Consider the following 25194-nt stretch of genomic DNA (forward strand, 5'->3'; position numbering starts at 1 on the left):
AGCTGCTATAAACGGGGCAATACACGTCACGGGAGGTGTGTGGTGGGGGTCGTCGACGACGCCGTCGAGATTCGGGCCCACGGCCGGCGCACGCTCGCGGCACTGCACGGCACGCTCGAAACCGCGCTGGAGACGGCGCTGCAGGCCGAGCACGGGCTGTCGGTCGTCGAATACACCGCGCTCGACGCGCTGGGCAGGCAGGACGGCCGGCACATGCGGATGCAGCAACTCGCCCGCGCCACGGAGCTCAGCGGCAGCGCGACGACCCGGCTGGTCAACCGCTTGGAAGACCGCCAGCTGCTGACCCGCGTCCCTTGCAAGAACGACCGCCGCGGCATCTACACGGAGCTGACCGGGTCCGGCCGCGCCCTGCTGGAGAAGGCCCGGCCAGCCTACGACGAAGCGCTGGAGAAGGCGCTGGCCGAAGCCGAGCAGGTCCCGGAACTGACGCCGCTGGTGGCGGCGTTGCACAACCTCCCGCAGCGTCCCGGTGGCTGACCGATCGTGCAGGTGAACCACGCGACGATCGCCACGCCGGGGCGGGTGAACGAGGATTACCTGGCGACCGGACCGGATTGGGCGCTCGTCCTCGACGGCGCGACCCAACCGTCCGGTGTGGACAGTGGTTGCGCGCACGACGTGCCCTGGTTGGTGCGTCGCCTCGGCGGTGAACTGGCGCTCCGGCTCGCGGTGTCGGGCGGAACCGCTGCGGACGTCCTCGCCGACGCGATCCAGGCGACCTGCGCGGCGCATGCGGACACCTGCGACCTGCAGAACCCTTCGAGCCCCTCGGCGACCGCGGCGCTGCTGCGGCTGCGCGGCGACGACCTGGAGTACCTGGTTCTCGCCGACAGCCCGATCGTGCTCGACGTGGCGGGCGAGACCCGGCCGATCGTCGATGACCGGCTCGAACACCTGCCCAGCTACACGGTCGAAGCGGTCCGCGACCAGCGGAACCGGCCGGGCGGCTTCTGGGTCGCCAGCACGAAGCCCGAAGCGGCGCACGAGGCGGTGCACGGCGTGGTCCCGGCGGCGGATGTCGGCCGGGCGGTGCTGCTCACCGACGGCGCGTCCCGCTACGTGGAGCGGTTCGGCCTGGGCGACTGGTCCGATCTGCTGGATCTCGTCGAGCACACGGGCCCTGCCGAACTGCTGCGCCGCGTGCGAGCCGCGGAAGCCGCCGAAACCCCGGACGAACGCCGCCGCCACCGGGGAAAACCCCAGGACGACGCCACAGCGGTGTTCTTGCGGTTCAGCGCATAACTACGCCCGCCAACAGGGCGGTGATCAAGGCGATCCCAAACAGCCAGATAGCGGTGTCACGTTCCGGAACTTGCGTTGTGCGATGCGACTGGTGGCCCAAATCTGCTCAGCCAGGGATTCTTCCAGCCTTGCTGCGTCGCCAAGTGTCGTTCGGTAAGTCGGCACAAAGTCCGCGGCTTTCGAGTACTGCCTGGCGACGTTGTCGAAGAAGAGGACGGAACGCGATGCTTCAGTGCGAAGCCGGGTACGAAGACCCTTAGCGCGAACAAGATGCTAGCGCTGCCTGATCCGGTGCTGATGAGCAGCAGCCCGACGTGCAGCCCGACGTGCAGCAGCCAGTCAGCGAGCCAGAGTTGCTGTGTGGGCAGCGCGCGAAGCAAAATTCCGCCGAGTACACCGCCTGCGTCGAGCATCGTCGCAGCCTTGGTGTCCGCGACCTTGATCAAGTCGTTGCTGGCTGGAGTGCCTTCCACGCATCTTCGGTGGCGGTCAGGGCACCTAGTCTGCGGTGCTTTACCCGCAACGCCAACGCCATTCGAGTGAGACGAGGGTGACGATCCGTGCTGTGCCTGCTCTGTTTGAGCGGAAATTTGCCGAACTGCTCGCGGTTCGGCCTGCTGAACCGGTACGGACATTGTGTGCACTACCGAGCACGCAACTCGCCACGAGGCTTTCGTGGTTTGCTGGGCGAACAGCGTTGGGCTGTGCTGGCGGGAAGCGGACGGGAGATGGCGGCCAAGCGTGACAGCCGGCGGACCGCAACCGTTCAGGCGTTGGACCACTGCACTACCCGGTTCTTGCCGCAGGCGGATTTCGACCGGTTCCGCCTGGAACAGGAGGTGCATGCAGAGTTTGCCGATTACCTCGTGGCGAAGTTGTCGGAGACCGTTCCGTACCAGATCCAACGTCGCCGTCCACCAGGCCCGCTGGACGACGGAGCATTTGTGCAGCTCGTTGCGGAGTTGGCGGTTCTTGCGGTCCTGCGGTAACTCGGCCAGCGCCTCGCCGGAGAGGATGTGGTCCTTCGGGATCAGATTGGCGCCCTCGAGCTTGACGATCTCGTACTCGTGCGGCTCCCGGACGCCGATGAGCTCGAACTTCTCGCCCCGGTCGAACATGATCAGGCACCAGGTCAACAAGGGCAGGGAAGAAGGCGATGGGCGCTGATCGGGTTGAGCTCGTCGGGATGCGCTTCGAGGTGCTGTTGTGGCGAATGAAGGCGCGCTGGTCGTGGTCCTGCCGCCCGATCCGGACCACCTATTGTGGCCGGAGTTCAGCCGGCCGCACGTGCCGATGACGCGTCCATCCGGGAAGGCAGTGCTGTCCAAGTGTCTCAAGGTGGAGCACGTCGAATTCGCCGAGCAGGACCTGGACCGGGCAAGTTTGAAGGCGCACCTGGCAGATGCGAGCTCGCGCTCCGCAGCGTTGATCACAAACAGCGGGGTCCGGCGCCAACTGGCAGCGGGTTGGCGAGTGGTGGTCATGCGCGTTGACGGGTGGTTGGAGAAGTTCAAGGAGTGGCTCGTGGCCAGCAACTCCGGCGCATCTGGCCGGCATCTACTGAACGTGCTGGTCGAGTCAACTCACGGGGAACTGGCGAAGTTCGGGATGCTTCACGTGGCGAGCCGAGACTGGGCTGCCGCCGGCGCCGACTCCGAGGAATGTGCCGCGCGGCAACGGATCTGCCGAGAACTCGCTCGCAAGATCGACGCCGCACAGGGGTTGCGGCTTACCGACCTCAAGGGGACAGGAATATGTTGAGCAGTGAACAGAAAACCAGGCTTCGTGCGCTCTCAGTGGTCGTAGCCGCGATCTGGGTGGCGCTTGGTCTCCTCTACCAGTGGCCGCTGTGGTTGTGGATCGGGCTGGCGATCGTATCGCTGTTGGCTCCGTCGTTGATCGCCTACGGGATCGTGGAGTGGAACCTGCGCAAGCGGAGCGTAGGAGCCCGCGAGTTCTCGGGCGAAGAGGAGGCGGAGGAACCGGCACCGATGCCGGAACCTCCCAGCCTGCAGCGGTACGAGGTGCGGGATGTGCTGTTGCGCAGTGCTCACCAGGACTATCGGTTTGCCTTTGCTTGCACGGTGTTCTGGCGTCTACTGCCCCACGCGCCAGGACTTCCGCATCCGAACCCCGGTGCGCTGGCAGCCGACCTGATCGTGGCCGAAGCGGCGAACCTGGCGGCCTCGATTCCACCTGACGAAGACAGCCGCGCTCGTTACCGGATGATGAACGTACTCGGATCGGCGAGGGTGGATTCGACGGGCCGCGTCGAGGTCTGGGCGGACGGTATCGCGCTGTCGCTGTCGGACGAGGACGCCAAACGGCTCACGCGCCTTGCGGAGGTACGTAAAGACGAGGAAGTCTGGGAGCATGAGCGCAGCTACGAGCGAAACGTGCGCACGTACCTTGCTGAGGATGTGCTGACCAGCCCTGGTAGTGCGGTGGTGTGGTGGTTAGCTGGACCACGCACTGACGAGAAGCAGCGAGTGGACGACGCCGTGGAGAAGTTCTCCAATCTGCAGAAGCTCACCTCCGCTGCGGCCATGACCGAGTTGCCCACCAACACGGCAGAGCTTTTCGGCTTCGGTGCCTCGCTGAGTGCGGGCTTGAGTGCGGTCGACGACCGCCCTTTCTCACCCGCTGGCCTGCAACAGCTGCCTTTCGTGCTGGCAGCGCAACCGGAAGATAGCGGCGGTGGCCTGCCCGACAACTCGCGAAGGTGCCTTGACGATCACGCGGTTGGGCTTGTCGAAGAGCTGCCTGACGGTCCGGAGCGGGCGATGTTCGCCCGCCGCCTGGCTGACCTGCTCGAAGCTCAGGGGCATCCCGAGGCGGCGGAAAAGGTGCGACACCGCTTTGATGCACCGCCGGTCTCGGACACGGAGCAGAACGCTGATCATCACAGCGAGGAGAGCAGTGCTTTCGGCCCGGCTGCGATGCCCGGTTTCTTGGGTAGGGACGCCACCAAGCAGCCGGATGAGCCGCTTGAAGCGGCCAATTCGCAGGATTCGGACGGTGTCGTGATTAGCGAGGAGGAGCGCGAACCGCTCCGGCAGTCAATCGGGAGCTCGGATACTTCGCCGTCGACTGGCGGTTCACAGGAGCACGAAGTCACCCGCACGGACGCGGAACGGCCGCTCTAGGGCAGGGCCTATGCATGGCGATGGGACGCTTCGGGCCGGTCGGGTCTGGAGCTCCCGAACGGTATCCGATTAAGAGCAGCGTTCGGCGAGGGACATCGCGTCGTTGGGGGCGTGCGCCTTCACGTCGTTGTCGAAGTACGCGTAGACGTCGCGGCCCTTGGTCGTGGGAGCCGGGTCGGCGACCGTGTACTTCGTCTTGGGGCACTTGCCCCCGTGCCAGGCGCGGATCAGCTTCGCCCAGCGGTCGAGGTCCTTCGCCGTGTAGCCGCTGGCGTAGAGCTCCTCCGCGCCGTGGAAGCGGAGGTACACGAAATCGCTCGTCACATCCTCCAGGTGCGGCCATTCGCCCGCCGCATCCGCCACCACCAGGCCGACGTCGTGGCTGCGGAGTAGCTCGACGGCATCGGTGCAGGCGAAGCCGGGGTGGCGGACCTCCAGCGCGTGGCGCAGCGGGCGATCCGTGTCGGTCTCGGTGAGCGAGCGGCCCGCGAGCCGGTCGTCGTGCCGAGCGGCCAGCGCAGCGGCCGCGGCGGTGCTGCGGGGCAGGAGGCGGAAGAACGCCGTCAGGCGTTCGACGTCGAAGCCCAGCGACGGCGGGAGCTGCCAGAGCAGCGGCCCGAGCTTCGAGCCGAGGGCGAGAACGCCGGAGGCGAAGAAGTTCGCCAGCGGCGTTTCGACGTCGTGAAGCCTCTTCATGTGGGTGATGTAGCGGCTGCCCTTCACCGCGAACAGGAAGTCGTCCGGCGTCTGCTCCACCCAACGGCGGTACGTGTCCGGGCGCTGCAGGGAGTAGAACGACGCGTTGACCTCGGCGGAGCCGAGCCGGCATGACAGGTACTCCAGCTCCGCGCCGCGGCGCAGATCGCGCGGGTAGAACGGACCGTGCCAGGGCCCGTATACCCAGCCGGACGTGCCAATCCTGATCTTGCGCGACGCGGAGCGAGCTCGCATGACGTCATCGACGGTACCCGCCCCGGCACCAGAAGCGAACGGCCTCAGCCCAGAGCTACCGGGAGGGTGCGCAGGCCGCGGTTGCGGAAGGAGTTCCGCCATTGGAGCTCCTCCTCGGACACGGTCAACGTGAGGTTCGGGAACCGGCTCAGCAGGGCACCGAAGCCGATCTCCCCCTCCATCCGCGCCAGCGACGCACCCAGGCAGTAGTGCGGGCCGTGGCCGAACGCCAGGTGTGGGTTGTCCTCGCGGCCTAGGTCGAGGTGGTCCGGCTCCGCGTAGCGGTCCGGGTCGTGGTGCGCCGACACCAGCGAGAGCAGCACCGTCTCCCCGGCCGGGATGGTCACGCCGCCGATTTCGACGTCGGCCACTGGGAACCGGCGGATCGCCAGCTGCGGTGGTGGGTCGAACCGCAGCAGTTCGTCCACAGTCGTCGGTGAAATCCCCCGGCGTGCCCGGGCGAGGGCCGAGGGACGGGTCAGCAGCGCCGCGAGCCCGTTGCCCAGCAGGTTCACGGTGTTCTCGTACCCGGCGAATAGCATCAGGAACGCTGCCGAGGTCAGCTCGTCCTCGCTGAGCCGGTCTTCCTCGTCGCGAAGCTCGATCAGCGTGCTGAGGAAATCGACGCCGGGGTTCGCGCGTTTCGCCGCGATCAGGTCGAGCAGGTAGCGGCACAGCGCGCGCAGCGCGTCGCGCGCTTGGCCGGGCGTTTCGGGCGCGAGCATGGCGTCCGTCCAGGACCGGAAGTCCGGCCGGTCGGCCGCATCCACGCCGAGCAGTTCGCAGATCACCGTGATCGGCAGCGGCGCGCAATAGGTCGGTAGCAGGTCCGCCTCGTCCTGCCCGTTCAGGGCGTCCAGCAGCTCGTCGGCGATCTGCTGGACCCGGGGCCGCAGCGGCTCGATCCGGCGCGGGGCGAACGCCTTGCCGATGATGCGGCGCAGCCTCGCGTGCTCCGGCGCATCCATGTTGAGCAGGTTCGCGTCCAGCGCGGGCGGCAGCGAGAAGCCTCGGTAGCCGCCGCCGGAGTTCTTCTTGTCCAGCGACAGCCGCGGATCGGCCAGCGCCGCGCGCACGTCCGCGTAGCGGGTGACTAGCCAGATCGAGGTGCCGTCCGGAGCCGTGGCGCGGTGCACGGGGCCCTGCGAGCGGAGCCGGGCGTAGGTGGCTCGGGGTTCGGTGACGAATGCGGAGTTGATCTCGATCACGGTGTCGAACCTACGCGAGTTGTCAGGGCATTTGCGGCGCGACGTTCGCGAGCGTTCGGCCCGCGTAATTCGGTGCAGGTCCGGGAACCAGTCGTGAAGGACCGCTTCCTGCTTCTCCCCGCAATTTCCATTGAAATCGAAGGTTCGATTTCAATGGAAGTTGCGGAACGGTTCCGCGGTGACCTTGGTGGCCGACCTGGTGACCCTTGTGGCCGACCCGGTGACCCTTGTGGCGACCCGGTGGCCGACCCGGTGGCCGACCCGGTGGCTGACCCGGTGGACGGGCACGGCGAACGCGGCCGCGGGCGTGCCGCTTTCGGCCTTCGCCGGGGCGATCGCGGTCGACGGGGTGCCGACCGGGGCGCTGACCGCTGGCTGGGCACCGGCCGGTGCTGGCACGCGGTCAGCGGTCGGGGAGCGGTCGGGGAGCGGAGTTCCGCACTGGAAGTCACCCCGGACTTCCGCCGCCGCTGGTCCGGAGTCGTAGCGGCAACCCCGGAACTGGCCGAAGAACTCGCCACCACCATCCGCGGCTGAGCCCCACCTGCAGCGCGGAGTGATCAGGGGCGCGCAACCAGCACGAACGGCCTGGGCTCGGCGGCGATGATCGCGAGGGCGGGCATCGCCGCCGTCTGCCTGCAGGCCCATTGCCCGGCGGAACGCCTCAGTGGCGGAGGCGGCTGATCATGTTGTCGTCCGGGTCGAACTCGGGGGATTTGACCCAGACCAGGAACTTCTGCTCGCGGGCGATGACCCGATCCGCCGCGGCCGGGAGGTCCGCCGCGATTTCACGAGGGATGAGCAGGACGCCGTGCTTGTCGGCGTGCAGGAGGTCGCCGGGTGAGACCTGCAGGCCGCCGACGGACACCGGGATGCCGACCTCCTCGGTGCGCACGTAACCGTGCGAGACGCCGACCGAACCGGCGAAGAAGCGGAAGCCGACGGCGTGCGCCTCGTCGAGGTCGCGGACGCAGCCGTTGGTCACCACGCCCTCGCAGCCCAACGCGTCGAAGGTGGTCGCCATGACCTCGCCCCAGAACGCGCCGTGCCCCGGCGGGTCGTCGAGGTCCTGGAGCACCACCACGCGCGGCCCGGGGATCTGGCGCACGTGGTTCCACACCAGGTCCGGGCCGTGGCCGGGCTCGTTACCCCGGGCGCGGATGGTGCCGGTGGCGGCGTAGCCGACCATCACCGGCAGGTCGGGGAAGATGCAGCGGACCTCGTGGCCGGCGTAGCCGGTGTCGCGCGGGCGGATGTCGAAGGTTTCGATCGCGTTGGCCATCGTCGGGGTGTCGTAGCGTCGCAACGCCGCTAGGACGTTCGGCTCCAGTGCCTCCACAGTGGACTCCTCACTCATCAGAGAAACCTGGACTGAACCGCTACGCGCCGCGTGCCGCGGCGGCTTCCAGCGCCCGGCGCACCAGCACCTTCGCCAGGTGCCTCCGGTAGTCGGCGCTGGCGCTGGCCTGGTCCGGCGGCGACGTGTCCTCCGCCGCCCGCTCCGCGGCTTCGGCGGCGCTCGCCCCGCTCGCCAGCGCCTCCTCCACCCCGCGCGCCCGCATCGGCGTCGGGCCCATGTTCACCAGCGCGACGCGCTGACCGGCGACGGCTACGCCGACCACCGCCCAGTCGATGGCGCGCTTGGTGAACTTCTGGAAGTCCCAGCCCTGCGACGGGTTCTTCGCGACCCGGATCTCCAGCAGCAGCTCGTCTTCGCCGAGCGCGGTTTCGAAGAAGTCGGTGAAGAACTCCGTCGCCGGGATCTCGCGGGTGCCCGACGGGCCCTGCGCGACCAGCACCGCGTCCAGCGCGAGCGCCACCGCGGGCAGGTCGGAGGCCGGGTCGCCGTGCACCAGCGAGCCGCCGATGGTGCCGCGGTGGCGGACCTGCGGGTCGCCGATGGTGCCTGCGGCGTGCGCCAGCAGCGGGACCTCGCGCGTCAGCAGCTCGGAGTGCTCCAGGTCGTGGTGCCGGGTCAGCGCCCCGATCCGGATCTCCGAGCCCTCCTCGCGGATGTAGGACAGGTCGCGCAGCCCGCCGAGGTCGATCAGCACCTCCGGCACAGACAGCCGCAGCTTCATCAGCGGCAGCAGCGAATGCCCTCCGGCGAGCAGCTTCGCGTCGTCGCCGTGCTCGGCGAGCAGGCTCAGCGCCTCCTCGACGGTGTTGGCCTTCTTGTAGGTGAACGCGGCAGGGATCATTCCGCGGCCCCCGACTTCTCCTTGGCCGCGGTCAGCACGGCTTCGACGATGTTGTGGTAGCCGGTGCACCGGCAGAGGTTGCCCTCCAGCCCGGCGCGTACCTCGGCCTCGGTCAGGTTCGGGTTCTCTTCGACGAGGGACACCGAAGCCATCACCATGCCCGGCGTGCAGAACCCGCACTGCAGCCCGTGCTTCTGCTGGAAGGCGCGCTGCATCGGGTGCAGCTCCTCGCCGTCGGCCAGGCCCTCGATGGTGGTGACCTCGTGGCCGTCGGCCTGGGCCGCCAGCACGGTGCACGACTTCACCGACTCGCCGTCCAGCAGCACCGTGCACGCCCCGCACGACGTGGTGTCGCAGCCGATGTTGGTGCCGGTCAGGCCGCAGTCGTCCCGCAGGTACTGGACGAGCAGCGTGCGGTCCTCGACCTCGTGGCTGCGCTGCTCGCCGTTGACGTTGATCGAAACTTGCACGAAAAGAACTCCTAGCACTTGTCAGGTCAGCGGTGATCCACTCACCTGAACCAACTCTGCGGGCTTCCTATGCCGCGTTGTCGTCCTGTCCTTGAAGCGGCCTGCTGTCCTTGAAGCGGCCTGCCTGTCCTTGAAGCGGCGTAGCCGCTTGGCCCATGCACGCAGGGTGACCACGGCGTCTGAGGTTCCGCTACCGGACCACCTACGGCAATTGAGTTCATGAATGGGCTTGGATCGCTTTCCACACCCGTTCTGGCGTGGTGGGCATGTCGATGTGCCTGACCCCGAGGTGGGACACGGCGTCGACCACGGCGTTGTGCACCGCCGGGGTGGCGCCGATGGTGCCGGCCTCGCCGATCCCCTTGACGCCCAGCGGGTTGAGCGTGGTCGGTGTTTCCATCGTGAGCAGCTCGAAGCTGGGCAGTTCGGCCGCCGTGATGAAGGCGTAGTCCGCGAGGTTGGCGTTCTGCGGGTTTCCGTCGGCGTCGTAGGAGACCTCCTCCAGCAGGGCTTGGGCGGCGCCCTGCGCGATGCCCCCGTGCCGTTGCCCCTCGGTGAGGACCGGGTTGATGATCACTCCGGCGTCGTCGACGGTCACGTGCCGAAGATAGTTCACCTTGCCGGTTTCGGTATCCACTTCGACCACCGCGAGGTGCGAGCCGAACGGGAACGTCGGCCGGTCCTCGGTGAAGTGCACGTCGGCGGCCAGCCCGTCCTCGGCGCGCTGGGCCAGCTCCGCCCAGGACAGCGAGACGTTCGGCGTGCCGCGCACCTGCCACGAGCCGTCGGTGAGTTCGAGATCGGCCTCGTCGATCTCGATCAGCTCCGCGGCCAGCTTGCGGGCCTTCTCCTTGACGTCCACCGCGGCCCGGTGCACCGCCGACCCGCCCAGCTGCAGCGAGCGGGAGCCCATGGTGCCCACCCCCTTGGGGATCAGGTCGGTGTCGCCGTGCACGACCTCGATCTTGTCGAGGTCGATGCCCAGCTGGTCGGACACCAGCATCGCGTAGGAGGTCCAGTGGCCCTGCCCGTGCGGGGAGCTGCCGGTGAGCACCAGGACGCTGCCGTCCGGGCGGATCTCGACGCGCCCGGTCTCGCCCTCGGTGTTGTTCGGCGCGGTGATCTCCACGTAGCTGGCCAGCCCGATGCCCAGCTGGTGCGTGGCGCCTTCGGCGCGGCGCTTGGCCTGCTCCTCGCGCAGCGCCCGGTAGTCGGCGGCTTCCAGCACCGCGTCCAGGCCCTTGAGGTACTCGCCGGTGTCGTAGGTCATGCCGCCCGGCGTCTTGTACGGGAACTGCTCGGGGCGCACCAGGTTGCGGCGGCGCACCTCGGCCGGGTCGACGCCGGTCTCGGCGGCGAACAGGTCGATCGCGCGCTCCACAGCCGCGGTCGCTTCGGGCCGCCCCGCGCCCCGGTAGGCGCCGATCGGGGTGGTGTTGGTGACCACCGCGCGGGCGATCGACTCCGCCTTCGGGATGTCGTAGACGCCGCTGGCCATAAACCGGGTGAGCAGCGGCAGGAACGCACCCATTCGCGGGTAGGCCCCGACGTCCTGGACGATCTCCAGCCGGTAGGCGAGCACGGTGCCGTCGCGGCGCCCGCCGATGGTCACCACCTGCCGCTGCGCGCGGCCGTGCGTCATCGCGACCAGGTTCTCGCTGCGGCTCTCCACCCACTTCACCGGGCGGCCGGCCCGCTTGGCCAGGAAAGCCAGCAGCGCGGCCTCCTGCTCGACGCCGATCTTGGCGCCGAAGCCGCCGCCGACGTCGGGAGTGATCACCCTGACCTGCTCCTGCGGCAGCCCCAGGTTCGCCATCAGCTCGTCCCGGCAGCTCTGCGCGTTCTGGTTGGACAACCACAGCGTGACCTTGTCGCCCTCCCACGCGCAGGCGGCGGTGCGCACCTCCAGCGGCGCGGCGGCGACGCGCTGGTTCTCGATCTGCCTGGTGACCACGACCTCGCAGCCCTCGAACAACGAGTCGTCCAGTTCGCCGCTGGTGCCGGTGACGTTGGTGCCCGCTTCCGGGAACAGCAGGACCTCGTCGCGCAGCGCGTCGCCGACGTCGACCACCGGCTCCAGCGGTTCGTAGTCGAGTGAGACGAGTTCGGCGGCGTCCTCGCCCAGTGCCCGGGTCTCGGTGAGCACCACGGCCACCGGTTCACCGACGTAGCGGACCGTTCCGCTGGCCAGGTGCGGACGCGCCATCGCCGCAGGTGGGGGCCCGCTGATGCCGGCGTTCGGCGGGAAGGGCGGGAGGTCGACGTCGGCGGCGGTGAATACGCCGACCACGCCGGGCAGCTCGCGGGCCGCCGAGGTGTCGATCTCGGTGATCTTGGCGTGCGCCAGCGGGCTGCGCACGTAGGTGACGTGCAGGGCTCCGTCCAGCGCTGGGTCTCGCAGGTCGTCCACGTAGGTGCCGCCGGCGGTGAGGAGGCGCGGGTCCTCACGGCGTTCGACCCGGGTGCCGAGAATGCTCAATGATGCCTCGCAGTCAACACGATCAGAATCGGGAACCGACCGGTGAGTCTGGTGCGATGCCATGTCGGGCCACAAGACCCACTGGCGTTTGGTGGTGGTCGTCCTCGCGGCCTTCCGCCGCGCGACAGGTTAGGCGTAGTTGTTCGCGCCCCCAGCCTCCTCTGCTTGCCCTGTCAGCTGGCGCACTCCGGCGGAGGCCGCCCCGCGGAGCAGGACCGCGTCGGAGGCTGGCGTCGTCATGCCGAAGCCCAGGTCTTGCCAGCGTTGCACGGTTTGGACGCTGTCACAATGGATGCCCGCCACCGCCCCGTTCCGCTCGCAACTGTCCAAAATGGAGCGGACGAGCCGCTCGTGCTCGGTCCCGCGGACCGCCAGCGTCGGACACGAGCTGCTTGCCGAGCCCGGTGCTGCCGAGGCTTACGCGGCTGCTCGCATCGCCTTCGAACTCGGCAGGTCCACGAGGGAGATGCGGAAGGCGCGGAACTGGACGCAGGCGCAGCACGCCGCCGCCGCTGGGATGACGCAGCCGGAGGTCGCTCGGTTCGAGGCGGGAGGCACCGTCCCGACGATCGCCGTTCTGGAGCGGCTCGCGCGTGCTCTCGGGGCCGAGCTCGTGGGGCGCTTCGCGGAACCGCGCAGCAGCGACTGACCCCGGTGGGGGAATTCGTTCAAGATCTACAGTGTGGCACTTGTCACATTCCTTCGTTAGGGGCAGAGTCGGTGCGGTAATCCCACCACTAGGCGGAAGAGGTGTTCGCCAATGGCCTCGACGACGACCGAACTGGCCGAACTCCAGCGGGTCCTGGCGCAGCTCCGCAGCAGCGTCGGCGCGCTGCGATCCCGCTACGGCGACGCCCCGGCCGTGCGCCGGATCCACAACGACGTGGAGCGGCTGGACATCGACGTCGCAGAACTCTCCGGCACCCTCCCCATCCAGCGGCGCAGCACCGAGTCGACCGAGGACGTGGTGATAGTGCCCGACACCCCCTACGACCCGTCGCTGTGGCGCGACGCCGACGACGAGGGGTTGGGCGGGCGGGCCCCGCAGTAGGGCCGCCGTCAGGTACCGCTCGCCGCCAGCCGGCAGCCGCCCGCCTGTCCGCCGTGGACGGGTCCGGATGCGGGGGATGCGTTCCCCCGCATTTCGCTTGATCGGGGTAAGCCCCCCGGCTGTTGCGCCGGTTGGGGGACTACCTGCACCGGGACCGTTGATCCACAATGAGCGGCCTCAGGTGAGCACTGCCGGACGACCAAGACAACGAGGTCTGCGAAATGTCCGCACCACCAACCGCCACCGGCCGGGCACGGATCTCCGTGCGAACCCTGCGAACCGACCGGTGGTGGCTGCCGCCGCTGGTCACTTTCCTCGGGTTGTTGGCCTTCGTGGTCTACGGCCTGATCCGCACCTTCATGAACCAGTGGTACTGGGTTCCCGAGTACCACTACCTGGCGCCGTTCTACTCGCCGTGCCTGTCCACCGCCTGCGTGCCGGGCTCCAGCCATTGGGGGCAACCGGCACCGGATCTGGGGCCGTTCGTGCCGCCGCCGATCTTCGTGCTGCCGTTCGTCCTCGGCTTCCGGCTGACCTGCTACTACTACCGAAAGGCCTACTACCGGTCGTTCTGGGCGTCGCCGCCGGCCTGCGCGGTCACCGAACCGCACCGCCGCTACACCGGCGAGACCCGGTTCCCGCTGATCATGCAGAACGTGCACCGCTACTTCTTCTACGCGGCGCTGATCGTGGCAGCGGTGCTGACCTACGACACGGTGATCGCCTTCCGGGGCGCCGACGGCGGCTTCGGCATCGGGCTGGGCACCCTGCTGATGGTGGTCAACGTCGTGCTGCTGTGGTCGTACACGCTGTCCTGCCACTCCTGCCGGCACCTGATCGGCGGCAGGCTCAGCCACTTCTCGAAGCACCCGGTGCGCTACTGGTTCTGGACCAAGGTGACCTGGCTTAACGGCAAGCACATGCTGCTGGCCTGGTCGTCGCTGGTGTCGGTGGCGCTGGTGGACCTCTACGTGCTGCTGGTGGCCAGCGGCGCGTTCCCGGATCCGAGACTGTTCAACTAGAAGGACGTTGATGGTGGAGATCGAACGGCACGAGTACGACGTCGTCGTGATCGGCGCCGGTGGTGCGGGCCTGCGCGCGGCGATCGAGACGCGGTCCCAGGGCTTGCGCACGGCAGTGGTGTGCAAGTCGTTGTTCGGCAAGGCCCACACGGTGATGGCCGAGGGCGGCATCGCCGCGTCGATGGGCAACGTCAACTCCCGCGACAACTGGCAGGTGCACTTCCGCGACACCATGCGCGGCGGGAAGTTCCTGAACAACTGGCGGATGGCGGAGCTGCACGCGAAGGAGGCGCCGCAGCGGGTGTGGGAGCTGGAGACCTACGGCGCGCTGTTCGACCGAACCCCGGACGGCCGGATCAGCCAGCGCAACTTCGGCGGTCACGAGTACCCGCGGCTGGCGCACGTCGGCGACCGCACCGGGCTGGAGCTGATCCGCACGTTGCAGCAGAAGATCGTGTCGCTGCAGCAGGAAGACCACGCCGAGCACGGCGACTACGAGGCCCGGATCAAGGTCTTCCAGGAGTGCACGGTCACCGAGTTGCTCAAGGATGACGGCCGGATCGCCGGGGCGTTCGGGTACTGGCGGGAGTCCGGGCGGTTCGTGTTGTTCCAGGCGCCGGTGGTCATCCTCGCCACCGGCGGGATCGGCAAGTCGTTCAAGGTGACCTCGAACTCGTGGGAGTACACCGGCGACGGGCACGCGCTGGCGCTGCGAGCCGGGGCGTCGCTGATCAACATGGAGTTCGTGCAGTTCCACCCGACCGGCATGGTGTGGCCGCCGAGCGTGAAGGGCATCCTGGTCACCGAGTCGGTGCGCGGCGACGGCGGCGTGCTGCGCAACTCCGAGGGCCGCCGGTTCATGTTCGACTACATCCCCGAGGTCTTCAAGGACAACTACGCGGACAACGAGGACGAAGCCGACCGCTGGTACGACGACCCGGACAACAACCGCCGCCCGCCGGAGCTGCTGCCGCGCGACGAGGTGGCGCGCGCGATCAACAACGAGGTGAAGGAAGGCCGGGGTTCGCAGCACGGCGGGGTGTTCCTCGACGTGGCGACCCGGTTGCCCGCGGAGCAGATCACCAAGCGGCTGCCTTCGATGTACCACCAGTTCAAGGAACTGGCTGACGTCGACATCACCGCGGAGTCCATGGAGGTCGGCCCGACCTGCCACTACGTGATGGGCGGCGTTGAGGTGGACCCGGACACCGCGGCGTCGCGGGTGCCTGGGCTGTTCGCGGCCGGCGAGGTGGCCGGCGGGATGCACGGGTCCAACCGGCTGGGCGGCAACTCGCTGTCCGACCTGCTGGTCTTCGGCCGCCGCGCGGGCGCCGGTGCCGCCGAGTACGTCGCGGGGCTCGGGGCGCGGCCGGACATCGGTCAGTCCGATGTGGACGCTGCGGCCCGTCGCGCGCAGGACCCGTTCGAGTCCGCTGCCGCGCCGAACGCGGAGAACCCCTACGCGCTGCACGCCGAGCTGCAGCAGGTGATGAACGACCTGGTCGGCATCATCCGCAAGGGCGAGGAGATGCGGCAGGCGCTGGAGAGGCTGCGGGACCTCAAGGCCCGCGCCGAACACCTCGCGGTGGAGGGCAACCGGCAGTTCAACCCGGGCTGGCACCTGGCCCTGGACCTGCGCAACATGCTGCTGGTCAGCGAATGCGTGGCGCGGGCGGCGCTGCTGCGCACCGAGAGCCGTGGCGGCCACACCCGCGACGACCATCCGGTGATGGAGTCGAAGTGGCGGCGCAAGCTGCTCGTGTGCGGCATCGGCGACGAGCAGGTCGAGGTCGTCGAGCAGTCGCAGGATCCGATGCGCGGGGACCTGCTGGAGCTGTTCAAGGTCGAGGAACTGCGCAAGTACTACACCGAGGAAGAACTGGCGGACGTCGAGGTGAAGGGGCTCTGATGGGATACCAGGCGCACTTCCGGGTGTGGCGCGGTTCGGACGACGGCGAGCTCCGCGACTACACCGTGGAGGTCAACGAGGGCGAGGTGGTGCTCGACATCATCCACCGGTTGCAGGCCACCCAGTGCCCGGACATGGCGGTGCGGTGGAACTGCAAGGCGGGCAAGTGCGGCTCGTGCTCGGCGGAGATCAACGGCCGCCCCCGGCTGATGTGCATGACCCGGATGTCGACGTTCGAGCCGGCCGAGACGATCACGGTCACGCCGATGCGGACGTTCCCGCTGGTCAAGGACCTCGTCACGGACGTCTCATATAACTACGTGAAGGCCCGCGAGGTGCCGTCGTTCAAGCCTCCGGAGGGGCTGGAGCCGGGCGAGTACCGGATGCAGCAGGTGGACGTGCAGCGGTCGCAGGAGTTTCGCAAGTGCATCGAGTGCTTCCTGTGCCAGAACACCTGCCACGTCATTCGCGACCACGACGACAACAAGCAGGCGTTCTCCGGGCCCCGCTTCCTGATGCGGGTGGCGGAGCTCGAAATGCACCCGCTGGACGCGGCGGAGAACCGCCCGGAGGAAGCACGCGGCGAACACGGCCTGGGCCTGTGCAACATCACCAAGTGCTGCACGGATGTCTGCCCGGAGAACATCCAGATCACCGACAACGCGCTGATCCCGCTGAAGGAGCGGGTGGCGGACCGCCGCTACGACCCGATCCTCCGCCTCTTCCGCCGCAAGAAGGACTGAGCGCGACGACGTCAACCCGAGAGTCCCGCCCACCCGGCTCCGCCAGGTGAGCGGGACTCTCGTCCTGTTCACGTGTCGTCATGCGCCGCGCGGAGGGCGTTAAGGGCTGCGGTGCTCTTGGCGACCAGGTTCTCCAGGCCGGTTTCGGTCGTTGTCAGGTAGAAGCCGTCCAGATTGCCACCCAATAGGAACTCCACTTCGTCGTCGTAGATCGTGTAGTTGATCGAGCAGCGGTCTATCCACGCGCACGCCTTCACGTCGACATCGCCCATGCCCCGACTCCTTCCAAACTGAACGTGCTGGCTGACCGGACGATCCGCGGTGCGCTCTAAGCTGGTCCCGATGTCTTCCGCGCCGCGGTGTTCGGACTCGGGGCACATGTACCCCTCGCAAGATCGAGAATACTGGGGTACATGTACCCCAGTCATTGCCCTGATCGGGGAATGCTGATCGGGTGCGACTGAGACCAGTACGGAGGTTTTCCCGGTGGGCGAGGCAGTTCCGACGTTGCCGAGGTTGTTCCTCGGTGAGGCGTTGCGGCAGTTGCGCGAGGATTCCGGTCGGTCGCTCGATGCTGCGGCGGCGCACATCGGGAAGAACCGGCAACGCCTGATCCGGCTGTTGGACGGCAAAGCCACGCTGACGCGGGACGAACTGGAAAGGCTGATCACCTTTCTCGGCGCGGGCAAGCAGCTCCGTCGTGAGCTGGCCGCGCTCGGCGAGGAAGCACGCAAGAAGCCGAACGACGAGCCGTACACCGACCTCGGCCCGGGTGCCTACCGGCGAGTCGCGTACCTGGAGGCGATGGCTACGACTATCCACTCCTACGAGAAGGGAATCTTCCCTGCGCTGGTCCAATCCCCGGCGTACGTGGAGGCGCTTATGGGCGTGGGGCACGGTATCTGGTGGGACGAGATCGACGATCAGGAACGACTGGATCGCATCTCGATTCGGCTGGAACGGCAGAGATTGGTACTCGAAGCGGCGAAACCCAAGCAAGTTCATCTTCTGTTCACAGATGATGCCTTCGACGCGGTGGTCGGCGATTCAGACGTGATGTACGAGCAGTCCAGCCACCTGCTGGATCTCATCAAGGGCAAACGCGATCTGACCGTGCAGGTCGTGCCGACGGAAACGCGCGGCAATCCGGCTCAGCAAGGTGGGCTGACGCTTTTCGACTTCGGAGGGCTGCTACGACCTGTTGGATCAGTGCCTGTTGTCTACGGTCCGGCGACCTACTTCGACAAGGAAGCCGACACGGGGCGTCTGGCGCGGGCCTTCAACAAGATCCAGGAGCTTGCTCTGTCCCCGTCGAAAACTGTTGACTTCCTTGAGCAGAAACTGCGGAAGGGAATCTGAGCATGGTGGACACCGGATGGTTCAAGAGTAGTTACAGCTCGAACGACAGTGACAACTGTGTTGAGGTTCGGATCGTCGCTGGTGACGAGTGGTTAAAGAGCAGCTACAGCGGTAGCGGCAATGATCACTGCGTCGAGGTGCGGCTCGGGCGTGGTGCCGTGGGCGTTCGGGACTCGAAGGACCGGGGCGGGCCCGCGTTGTGGGTCGGGGCGTCCGGCTGGGGTTCGTTCGTCGGGCGCATCAAGGCCGGGGGCTTCGACGCCGCGTAGTGCGAGGTCGTGAGTGCGCAGCAGGGCTCTAGCCCGATTACGCACTCACGACCCCCGTGGTGGGTCAGATGCCGAACGGGGCCGGGTACTCGACCTTGCCGCTGGGGATTTCGGCTTCCGGGTCGAGGGGGAAAGCCATCACGGCCTCGTCCGGGACCTCGATCGTCAAGCCGATCCCGAACTCCGACGCCCTCTTGAACCCGAAGCGCGGGTAGTACTCGGGATGCCCGAGCACCACGACCAGTTTCTCGCCCATCGCGCGCGCCGCTGCCAGCCCGGCCCGGATCGCCGCCGAACCGGCTCCGGTGCGCTGGTAACGCCGCAGCACCGCGCACGGCCCGAGGGTCAGCGCCGGGAAGCCGTCGACGTGGTTGCGCGTGAGCAGCGAGTGGCCGACGACCTCACCGTTCGCGTCCTCGGCCACAATGGACAGTCCGTCGATCCACGCCGGATCCTCGCGCAGTGCCTCGATCAAGTCCGCCTCCAGGGCGGTCGGGAAGGCGTCGAGGTTGACTGCGCGGATCGCTGGGATGTCGGCGTTGGTCTCCGGGCGGGTGGTCCACATCTCGGTGCTCTCCTCGTTCTCGGGCGCAGGACATAGCCGGCGTAGCGGTAGTCGCGGCCGTGCGCTCGGCGAACTCGATCTCGGCTCGAGCCCCGACCGCAGTAACGGTGAAGGGCACCTTCTGCCGAGTTGGCAGAAGGTGCCCTTCACCTGTTGAAACCGTGTCAGTTCAGAGCGAGTTGAGCTTGGTCGTCGTCTGCTGCTCGTCGGCCACGAGTTCCTCGGCCAGCTTGCGCATCACCTGCGCCGAGCCTTCCTCTTGCTCGGTGCGGGCCAGCTTCCCGGCGCCCTGCTGCAGCGACAGCATCGCCTGCTTCCACTGCTGGTCGAACTGCGCGCCCGAGGCCTTCGAAAGCTGCTGCAGCTGCTGGTCGGTCTGCAGGCCCGCGTCGGCGGAGTTCTCGGCCTCGTCCTCCGGGGCGCTGCCCGACTGCTGGCCGGCGGCGGAGTTCAGGAACCCGCTCAGCTGCTCGACCTGCGGCTGCACCGACTGCTTGAGCTCCGCGGCGAGCGACTTGACCTCGGCGCTCTGCGCGTTGGTGGCGGCCAGGTCGGCCAGCTTCGACACCTGCTGCCGGTTGGCCAGCAGTTGCTGCGCGAACTCGCGGTCCGTCGCGGTGTGCTCGCCGGTCGACCCGGTGCCGTGCTCGGCGTGCTGCTGCGCTGTCGCGGGCGGCGGCGTGCCGGGGGCCGGGGGCTGGTCGCTGGGTGCCTCGCTCGGCGTGCAGCCCGCGAGTGCGAGACCGCCGGCCAGCACGGCGCCGATGATCGTGCTCCTCCGCACGTGCTTCCCCTCCAGGATCTGGTGGACGTCGTCCCAGGGCGGCCCGTTGATCGGTAGCGGCTGATCACAGGTGGGCTGCCGGACCTCTTGCCCGTAGGCTAACCGGCGCCCCGCGGGCGCGTGCGGGCGACGTCGCCGCGTGCGCGCGCTGTCGGGTGGATCTCACTGTGGGTGACGGTGCCCGTCCCAATGAATAGGGTGGCTACGGCCCGGCCGAAGTACGGCCGGAGTCCCGGACTAGTATCCGCAGTCGGCAGGCATCGCGACTGGCTTGTGCTGCAGGGGTCCTGCAGGGTGTCGCGTGCTGTCAGTCAACCGGCCCAACCGGGTCGGGGCGGACCCAGTCGGGTTCGATGAGGCTTCAAAAGGGAGTGCAGGAGGCACCGTGACGGCCGTCGCGCCACAGCCGATCGCCACGCGCCCCTATCCGGTGCGCAAAACGGTCAAGGGGTCATTCCTGGCGCGGATGTTCCGCACCACGGACCACAAGCAAATCGGCATCCTCTACCTGGTCACGTCGATGGCGTTCTTCCTGGTCGGCGGCCTGATGGCGATGCTGATCCGCGGGGAGCTGGCCGTTCCAGGGCTGCAGTTCCTGTCGCAGGAGCAGTACAACCAGCTGTTCACCATGCACGGCACGGTCATGCTGCTGCTGTACGCGACGCCGATCCTGTTCGGCTTCGCGAACTACATCCTGCCGCTGCAGATCGGTTCCCCGGACGTCGCGTTCCCGCGGTTGAACGCCCTGGGTTACTGGCTGTACCTGTTCGGCGGCCTGATGGTCGTCAGCGGCTTCCTGCTGCCGGGTGGCGCCGCCGACTTCGGCTGGTTCGCCTACACCCCGCTGTCGGACGCCCTGCACTCGCCGGGCCACGGCGCGGACATGTGGATCGCCGGTCTGGCGGTCTCCGGTCTGGGCACCATCCTCGGTGCGGTCAACATGCTGACCACCGTGGTCTGCCTGCGCGCCCCGGGCATGACGATGTTCCGGTTGCCGATCTTCACCTGGAACATCATGGTCACGAGCCTGCTGATCCTGATGGCGTTCCCGATCCTGACCGCCGCGCTGCTGGGCCTGATGGCCGACCGCCACCTCGGTGCGCACGTGTTCGACCCGGCCAACGGCGGCGTGATCCTCTGGCAGCACCTGTTCTGGTTCTTCGGCCACCCCGAGGTCTACATCGTCGCGCTGCCGTTCTTCGGCATCGTGTCGGAGATCTTCCCGGTCTTCAGCCGCAAGCCGCTGTTCGGCTACACGGGTCTGGTCCTCGCGACGCTGGGCATCGCGGCCCTGTCGGTCGTGGTGTGGGCGCACCACATGTACGCCACCGGCGCCGTGCTGCTGCCGTTCTTCGCGTTCACCACGTTCCTGATCGCGATCCCGACCGGTGTGAAGTTCTTCAACTGGATCGGCACCATGTGGAAGGGGCAGCTGACCTTCGAGACGCCGATGATCTTCAGCGTCGGCTTCCTGGTCACCTTCCTCTTCGGCGGTCTCACCGGTGTCCTGCTGGCCATGCCGCCGGTCGACTTCCACGTCTCGGACACCTACTTCGTGGTGGCGCACTTCCACTACGTGCTCTACGGCACGATCGTGTTCGCGACCTTTGCCGGCATCTACTTCTGGTTCCCGAAGATGACCGGGCGGATGCTCGACGAGCGGCTGGGCAAGCTGCATTTCTGGCTGACCTTCATCGGCTTCCACGGCACATTCCTGGTGCAGCACTGGCTGGGCAACGAAGGCATGCCGCGCCGGTACGCCGACTACCTGGAGTCCGACGGGTTCACCGCGCTGAACACGGTCTCCACGATCGGCGCGTTCATCCTGGGCGCCTCGATGCTGCCGTTCCTCTACAACATCTTCAAGAGCTACCGCTACGGCGAGGTCGTCACGGTCGACGACCCGTGGGGCTACGGCAACTCCCTGGAGTGGGCGACCTCCTGCCCGCCGCCGCGGCACAATTTCACCGAGCTGCCCCGGATCCGTTCCGAGCGGCCGGCCTTCGAGCTGCACTACCCGCACATCTCCGAGCGGATGCGGCTGGAGGGACACCTCAGCCTCACCGGCAAGACCCTCGCGCACAAGCACGAGGCGAACCCGGCGGTCGGTGTCTCGGAGGGCTCCGAGAAGTGATTTGGGCGCTAGCCCCGCACGGCAGAACTGTGCCAGGGTGGAGTTAGCTCGACGATGAGCCCCGGCGGGCTGTGTCCCGCCGGGGCTCAACGTTTGTCTGGGGTCTAGAGAGGAATACCGCTGTCGTGAACGCGACTACCGTGTTGATCACCGTGACCGGGAAGGACAAGCCGGGGGTCACCTCCGTGCTGTTCGCCGCGCTGACCCGGCACGGGGTGGACATCGTCGACGTGGAACAGGTGGTGATCCGCGGTCGGCTGGTGCTCGGCGTGCTGGTGTCCACCGAACGCGACCCGGAGCAGCTGCAGGAGGCCGTCGAGCAGGCGATGGCCACCGTCGGCATGACCGTCGACGTGGCGATCGGCACCGAGGACGGCGGCGCGGCCAAGCTCGGCTCGACGCACGTCGTCGTGGTGCTCGGGCAGCCGGTCACCGCCCGCAGCTTCAGCGAGGTCGCCCGCGGCCTGGCCGAGATCGGCGTGAACATCGACTCCATCCGCCGCGTCGCCGACTACCCGGTGACCGGGCTGGAACTGCAGGTCAGCGTCCCGGACGACGGGGAGGGCTCGGACGATGCGCTGACCTCGGCGATGGCCGACCTGGCCGCGCGCATCGGCGTGGACCTGGCCGTCGAGCGCACCGGGCTGGCCCGCCGCGCCAAGCGGCTGGTGGTCTTCGATGTGGACTCCACGCTCATCCAGGGCGAGGTCATCGAGATGCTGGCCGCGCGGGCCGGCTGCGAACAGGAGGTCCGCGAGGTCACCGAGCGGGCCATGCGCGGCGAGCTGGACTTCGCCGAGTCGCTGCGGCAGCGGGTCGCCGTGCTGGAGGGCCTGCCCGCCTCGGTGCTCGACGACGTCGCCTCGGAGCTCGAACTCACCCCCGGCGCCCGGACCACCATCCGCACGCTGCGCCGCCTGGGCTTCCACACGGGCGTCGTCTCCGGCGGGTTCACCCAGATCATCGACCAGCTGGTGGACGAGCTCGGGCTGGACTTCAGCGCCGCGAACGAGCTGGAGATCGTGGACGGCAAGCTGACCGGCCGGGTCGTCGGGGAGATCGTGGACCGCCCCGGCAAGGCCAAGGCGCTGCGGCGGTTCGCCGAGCTGTTCGGGGTGCCGGCGGCGCAGTGCGTCGCGGTCGGCGACGGGGCCAACGACATCGACATGCTCACGGCCGCCGGGCTCGGGGTGGCGTTCAACGCCAAGCCCGCGCTGCGGGAGGTCGCCGACACCGCGCTGTCGTACCCGTTCCTGGACACCGTGCTGTTCGTGCTCGGCGTGACGCGTGCCGAGATCGAGACGGCGGACGCCGAGGACGGTGTGCTGCGGCGGGTGCCGCTGGACGTGTGACGTCCGCGGTGGGGCGGAATATCGGTGGGGGAATATCGGTGGGGCGGAATAGCGGTGGCCAGGGATCGGATAATCGTGGTGTGCCTGATTCCGCTGCCCTCTCCATCCTCGACCCGCTGATCGCCCGGTACGCCTCGTGGCTGGCGCTGCCGGGGGAGGCCACTGCGGACACCTCGGACGAGGACCCGGCGAACGTGGTCCTGATGCCGATGGTGCTGAGGATCGAGCGCCGCGAGCCGCCGGATCGCACGGCGCTGCTGGAGGCGGCCGCGGCGGCGGCGATTGCGGTGTGCCTCGACGAGCGCTGCAAGCCGGGCGGTGAGTGGCACCAGGCGATGCACACCTGGATCTCCGGGCGCATCCGCAAGGTGGCGCGGCGGGCGCGCGGCGCGCACTGGGAAGCGGTCCAGTCGTTGCCCGGGTGCACCGTTCGGGTGGGCAACGACGAGGTGCGGGCGTTCCTGCCGATGCGCGTGGCGGACATGCCCAAGGAGCTCAGCCGGTTGCAGATCTCCGGCAGCGAGTTGGCCGCCGACGAGCCGGGCGCGCCGGTACCGGATGCCCCGACGCTGTGGCTGAACCCTGATGTGCCGATGAGCGCCGGGAAGTCTGCGGCGCAGGTCGGGCACGCGACGATGATCCTGGCGGCGCAGCTGCACGGGGCGGGCCTGGACGCCGAGCTGGAGGGTTGGGCGGCCGACGGGTTCCGCTGCTCGGTGCGGCAGGCTGACGCGGCGACCTGGGCGCGGCTGCACCCGCGCGACGACCCGGAAACGGCTTGGCGGCAGGCACGGGTGGCGATGGTCCGCGACGCCGGTTTCACCGAGGTCGACCCGGGCACCGTCACGGTCCTGGCGCAGTGGCCCTGACCCTGACCCTGACCCTGACCCTGACTGTGGCCCTGACCGTGGCCCTGGCCCTGGCCCTGGCCCTGACCGTGGCCCTGACCGTGGCCGCAGGCAGCTAGCTGGCCGGGAATTACTTCGGGTCGCTGTAGCGGCTGTTTCCGACCTCGCCGTGCGCGGCGGAACCTCAGCCGCCGTCTGGTCTCCGGGCCGACTCATGGACCAATACGCTGCCTCGGGGCTGTCGTAGCCAGAAGACGTCTGAGAACCCGCGGCGGTGCGAGCAGCGGGAGCTGGGAGGCGGGCCGAGAACGGGCCCAGACATAGGCCGGGCCCGAGAATGTTTTGCAATCTTTCGATTGCTAGGTCTCTGGCGGCCTGATTGGTCGTCAAGGCCACTGCATCCTCGGGCCGGTCGCCGGGTTTCCCCGGTAACCATCAATTTGGCCACTGCGGCGGGATCGATACCAGGGCCTAAAGTCCCGGTTTCGCCGCGTCCCGCAGGCGGCCGCTGGGCAGGATCCAGCAGGGCAGCACAGGAGCTGTGAGCGTTTCTGGGTGCCATAGCGCCCAAAAGTACTCACGGGTGCTGTGTCGTCACGGGTAGCCGAACGAAGTCAGTCGTCGCCGACGCCGCGGGCCGCGAGGGCTTCGCCGAGTTCGTCGGAGTGGCGCAGGGTGCGGACCAGGAACGGCACCGCGAAGGCCGGGAAGGAGCGCTCCGCGTTTCGGGCTCGTTGCGCGTCGCGCACCTGCGTCGCGATCGTCGAGAGCGCCGCCACCGCTTGGAGCGTCAGGCCCACCAGCAGACCGATCCGTTCCGGCCGGACGCCGAAGCGCCGCAGCGGGCCCAGCCCGCGCTCCACGGCCGTGACCAGGTCGTCGACCCTGGTGGTCAGGGTGAAGAGGTTCGCGGCGGCGAGCGCGCCGAGCAGCCGCAGGCACACCACCGCGGCGCTGTCGAGGCCGAGCATCCACCACTGCAGGAGGAAAACCACCAGCAGCAGCAGGATAAGCACCCGCATCGCTTGCCAGCAGCGGCGCGGCGAAATCCGGCCGACCAGGTAGGCGACCGCGACGCCGAGCACACATCCGGCCAGCGCGAGCGGCGAGTGCAGCACGAACGTCACCACGGCGAAAGCCAGCAGCGCCAAGAACTTCCAGCCCGCCCCGAGCCGGTGCACGGGGCTGCTGCCGGGTTCGTACAGGCCAAGCGGGCTCACCTGATCTCCAATCTGCGGATGCCCCGTCCTTCAGGGTGGGGAGGAGCAGATCTCGCGTGTCGGTCGCGTAGCGACCGCTGATAGTCTTGATTTCGGTAGGTGAGACCTACCACTCCCACGCAAGTGGGAGCACCCGAGCAGGTACGTGGGTACCGCTGGTCGAGTGGGAACCCGGACCACCCCGGTCCGAACGCCTGAGTGAGATCGTGTGAGACCGAAC

General features: G+C 68.3%; 26 protein-coding genes and 2 pseudogenes. 15 read left to right on the top strand and 13 right to left on the bottom strand.

Annotation, left to right across the window (positions count from 1 at the left end):
* The first annotated feature begins 42 nt into the window (after window positions 1-42).
* Window positions 43-498, top strand: coding sequence for a MarR family winged helix-turn-helix transcriptional regulator (locus ACRXBZ_RS25695; RefSeq protein ID WP_433881266.1), 456 nt, complete (start codon window positions 43-45; stop codon window positions 496-498).
* 12 nt (window positions 499-510) lie between these two features.
* Window positions 511-1263, top strand: coding sequence for a protein phosphatase 2C domain-containing protein (locus ACRXBZ_RS25700; RefSeq protein WP_433881267.1), 753 nt, complete (start codon window positions 511-513; stop codon window positions 1261-1263).
* Between the two features lie 24 nt (window positions 1264-1287).
* On the opposite strand, the pseudogene ACRXBZ_RS25705 reads toward ACRXBZ_RS25700, so the two are convergent.
* Together ACRXBZ_RS25705 and ACRXBZ_RS25710 are read right to left on the bottom strand one after the other, a co-directional pair.
* A pseudogene (locus ACRXBZ_RS25705) lies at window positions 1288-1446 on the bottom strand (Pycsar system effector family protein); the annotation flags it as partial.
* Between the two features lie 791 nt (window positions 1447-2237).
* Window positions 2238-2378: pseudogene (locus ACRXBZ_RS25710) on the bottom strand (adenylyltransferase/sulfurtransferase MoeZ); the annotation flags it as partial.
* Between the two features lie 91 nt (window positions 2379-2469).
* Between ACRXBZ_RS25710 and ACRXBZ_RS25715 the strand changes: the two are divergent.
* Window positions 2470-3024 (top strand): hypothetical protein, encoded by a 555-nt coding sequence (locus ACRXBZ_RS25715; RefSeq protein WP_433881268.1) that lies wholly within the window; start codon window positions 2470-2472, stop codon window positions 3022-3024.
* Window positions 3021-4409: a hypothetical protein gene (locus ACRXBZ_RS25720; RefSeq protein WP_433881269.1), complete on the top strand. Its 1389-nt coding sequence runs from the start codon at window positions 3021-3023 to the stop codon at window positions 4407-4409. Before ACRXBZ_RS25715 ends, ACRXBZ_RS25720 begins: the two co-directional genes overlap by 4 nt.
* Before the next feature lie 69 nt (window positions 4410-4478).
* On the opposite strand, the gene ACRXBZ_RS25725 is transcribed toward ACRXBZ_RS25720, so the two are convergent.
* Both ACRXBZ_RS25725 and ACRXBZ_RS25730 read right to left on the bottom strand, forming a co-directional pair.
* Window positions 4479-5360, bottom strand: a complete 882-nt coding sequence (locus ACRXBZ_RS25725; RefSeq protein WP_433881270.1) for a DUF72 domain-containing protein — start codon at window positions 5358-5360, stop codon at window positions 4479-4481.
* Window positions 5361-5404: 44 nt separating this feature from the next.
* Complete coding sequence (locus ACRXBZ_RS25730) at window positions 5405-6568, bottom strand: cytochrome P450 family protein (RefSeq protein ID WP_433881271.1); 1164 nt, start codon at window positions 6566-6568, stop codon at window positions 5405-5407.
* 240 nt (window positions 6569-6808) lie between these two features.
* Here ACRXBZ_RS25730 and ACRXBZ_RS25735 point away from each other — a divergent pair, with 240 nt between their 5' ends.
* Complete coding sequence (locus ACRXBZ_RS25735) at window positions 6809-7105, top strand: hypothetical protein (protein ID WP_433881272.1); 297 nt, start codon at window positions 6809-6811, stop codon at window positions 7103-7105.
* 127 nt (window positions 7106-7232) lie between these two features.
* On the opposite strand, the gene ACRXBZ_RS25740 is transcribed toward ACRXBZ_RS25735, so the two are convergent.
* From ACRXBZ_RS25740 to ACRXBZ_RS25760, 5 genes are all read right to left on the bottom strand, one after another.
* Entirely contained in the window at window positions 7233-7925 is a 693-nt protein-coding gene (locus ACRXBZ_RS25740; protein ID WP_433881273.1) for an RraA family protein, read from the bottom strand.
* 22 nt (window positions 7926-7947) lie between these two features.
* On the bottom strand, window positions 7948-8769 hold the full coding sequence (locus ACRXBZ_RS25745; protein ID WP_433881274.1) for an FAD binding domain-containing protein: 822 nt from the start codon (window positions 8767-8769) through the stop codon (window positions 7948-7950).
* On the bottom strand, window positions 8766-9239 hold the full coding sequence (locus ACRXBZ_RS25750) for a (2Fe-2S)-binding protein (RefSeq protein WP_190818280.1): 474 nt from the start codon (window positions 9237-9239) through the stop codon (window positions 8766-8768). Before ACRXBZ_RS25750 ends, ACRXBZ_RS25745 begins: the two co-directional genes overlap by 4 nt.
* Before the next feature lie 217 nt (window positions 9240-9456).
* Window positions 9457-11718: a xanthine dehydrogenase family protein molybdopterin-binding subunit gene (locus ACRXBZ_RS25755; protein ID WP_433881275.1), complete on the bottom strand. Its 2262-nt coding sequence runs from the start codon at window positions 11716-11718 to the stop codon at window positions 9457-9459.
* Window positions 11719-11847: 129 nt separating this feature from the next.
* On the bottom strand, window positions 11848-11988 hold the full coding sequence (locus ACRXBZ_RS25760) for a hypothetical protein (RefSeq protein ID WP_168586794.1): 141 nt from the start codon (window positions 11986-11988) through the stop codon (window positions 11848-11850).
* 22 nt (window positions 11989-12010) lie between these two features.
* On the opposite strand from ACRXBZ_RS25760, the gene ACRXBZ_RS25765 reads away from it, so the two are divergent.
* The 5 genes from ACRXBZ_RS25765 to ACRXBZ_RS25785 all read left to right on the top strand — a co-directional run bounded on the left by ACRXBZ_RS25765 (window position 12011) and on the right by ACRXBZ_RS25785 (window position 16443).
* Window positions 12011-12367, top strand: a complete 357-nt coding sequence (locus ACRXBZ_RS25765) for a helix-turn-helix domain-containing protein (RefSeq protein ID WP_433881276.1) — start codon at window positions 12011-12013, stop codon at window positions 12365-12367.
* A 111-nt stretch (window positions 12368-12478) separates the two neighbouring features.
* Window positions 12479-12769, top strand: coding sequence for an Rv0250c family protein (locus ACRXBZ_RS25770; protein ID WP_168586795.1), 291 nt, complete (start codon window positions 12479-12481; stop codon window positions 12767-12769).
* A 221-nt stretch (window positions 12770-12990) separates the two neighbouring features.
* Window positions 12991-13791 (top strand): succinate dehydrogenase subunit SdhC, encoded by an 801-nt coding sequence (gene sdhC / locus ACRXBZ_RS25775; RefSeq protein WP_168586796.1) that lies wholly within the window; start codon window positions 12991-12993, stop codon window positions 13789-13791.
* Window positions 13792-13801: 10 nt separating this feature from the next.
* On the top strand, window positions 13802-15700 hold the full coding sequence (locus ACRXBZ_RS25780; protein ID WP_433881277.1) for a fumarate reductase/succinate dehydrogenase flavoprotein subunit: 1899 nt from the start codon (window positions 13802-13804) through the stop codon (window positions 15698-15700).
* A complete protein-coding gene (locus ACRXBZ_RS25785; RefSeq protein ID WP_168586798.1) occupies window positions 15700-16443 on the top strand; it encodes a succinate dehydrogenase/fumarate reductase iron-sulfur subunit in 744 nt (247 codons plus the stop codon). Before ACRXBZ_RS25780 ends, ACRXBZ_RS25785 begins: the two co-directional genes overlap by 1 nt.
* A gap of 68 nt (window positions 16444-16511) precedes the next feature.
* Here the strand turns inward: ACRXBZ_RS25785 and ACRXBZ_RS25790 are convergent, their stop codons facing one another.
* Window positions 16512-16715 (bottom strand): hypothetical protein, encoded by a 204-nt coding sequence (locus ACRXBZ_RS25790; protein ID WP_433881278.1) that lies wholly within the window; start codon window positions 16713-16715, stop codon window positions 16512-16514.
* 214 nt (window positions 16716-16929) lie between these two features.
* On the opposite strand from ACRXBZ_RS25790, the gene ACRXBZ_RS25795 reads away from it, so the two are divergent.
* The gene (locus ACRXBZ_RS25795) at window positions 16930-17802 is read left to right on the top strand and encodes a helix-turn-helix domain-containing protein (RefSeq protein ID WP_433881279.1); all 873 of its coding nucleotides are present in this window, start codon (window positions 16930-16932) and stop codon (window positions 17800-17802) included.
* 2 nt (window positions 17803-17804) lie between these two features.
* Window positions 17805-18071, top strand: a complete 267-nt coding sequence (locus tag ACRXBZ_RS25800) for a DUF397 domain-containing protein (protein ID WP_433881280.1) — start codon at window positions 17805-17807, stop codon at window positions 18069-18071.
* 64 nt (window positions 18072-18135) lie between these two features.
* Here ACRXBZ_RS25800 and ACRXBZ_RS25805 read toward each other — a convergent pair whose 3' ends face one another.
* The gene (locus ACRXBZ_RS25805) at window positions 18136-18636 is read right to left on the bottom strand and encodes a GNAT family N-acetyltransferase (RefSeq protein ID WP_433881281.1); all 501 of its coding nucleotides are present in this window, start codon (window positions 18634-18636) and stop codon (window positions 18136-18138) included.
* Between the two features lie 169 nt (window positions 18637-18805).
* Window positions 18806-19420 carry a DUF305 domain-containing protein gene (locus ACRXBZ_RS25810; protein WP_433881282.1) on the bottom strand — a complete coding sequence of 205 codons (615 nt, stop codon included), beginning with the start codon at window positions 19418-19420 and terminating at the stop codon, window positions 18806-18808.
* A 385-nt stretch (window positions 19421-19805) separates the two neighbouring features.
* Here ACRXBZ_RS25810 and ctaD point away from each other — a divergent pair, with 385 nt between their 5' ends.
* The 3 genes from ctaD to ACRXBZ_RS25825 all read left to right on the top strand — a co-directional run bounded on the left by ctaD (window position 19806) and on the right by ACRXBZ_RS25825 (window position 23775).
* Complete coding sequence (ctaD, locus tag ACRXBZ_RS25815; RefSeq protein WP_168586802.1) at window positions 19806-21554, top strand: aa3-type cytochrome oxidase subunit I; 1749 nt, start codon at window positions 19806-19808, stop codon at window positions 21552-21554.
* 125 nt (window positions 21555-21679) lie between these two features.
* Window positions 21680-22906, top strand: coding sequence for a phosphoserine phosphatase SerB (gene serB, locus ACRXBZ_RS25820; protein WP_433881283.1), 1227 nt, complete (start codon window positions 21680-21682; stop codon window positions 22904-22906).
* An 80-nt stretch (window positions 22907-22986) separates the two neighbouring features.
* On the top strand, window positions 22987-23775 hold the full coding sequence (locus tag ACRXBZ_RS25825) for a peptidyl-tRNA hydrolase (protein ID WP_433881284.1): 789 nt from the start codon (window positions 22987-22989) through the stop codon (window positions 23773-23775).
* A 593-nt stretch (window positions 23776-24368) separates the two neighbouring features.
* On the opposite strand, the gene ACRXBZ_RS25830 is transcribed toward ACRXBZ_RS25825, so the two are convergent.
* A complete protein-coding gene (locus ACRXBZ_RS25830; protein WP_433881285.1) occupies window positions 24369-24974 on the bottom strand; it encodes an energy-coupling factor transporter transmembrane component T family protein in 606 nt (201 codons plus the stop codon).
* Between the last annotated feature and the right edge of the window lie 220 nt (window positions 24975-25194).

The sequence above is a fragment of the Saccharopolyspora hattusasensis genome, from assembly GCF_050972075.1.
Taxonomy (GTDB): Bacteria; Actinomycetota; Actinomycetes; order Mycobacteriales; family Pseudonocardiaceae; genus Saccharopolyspora; species Saccharopolyspora hattusasensis.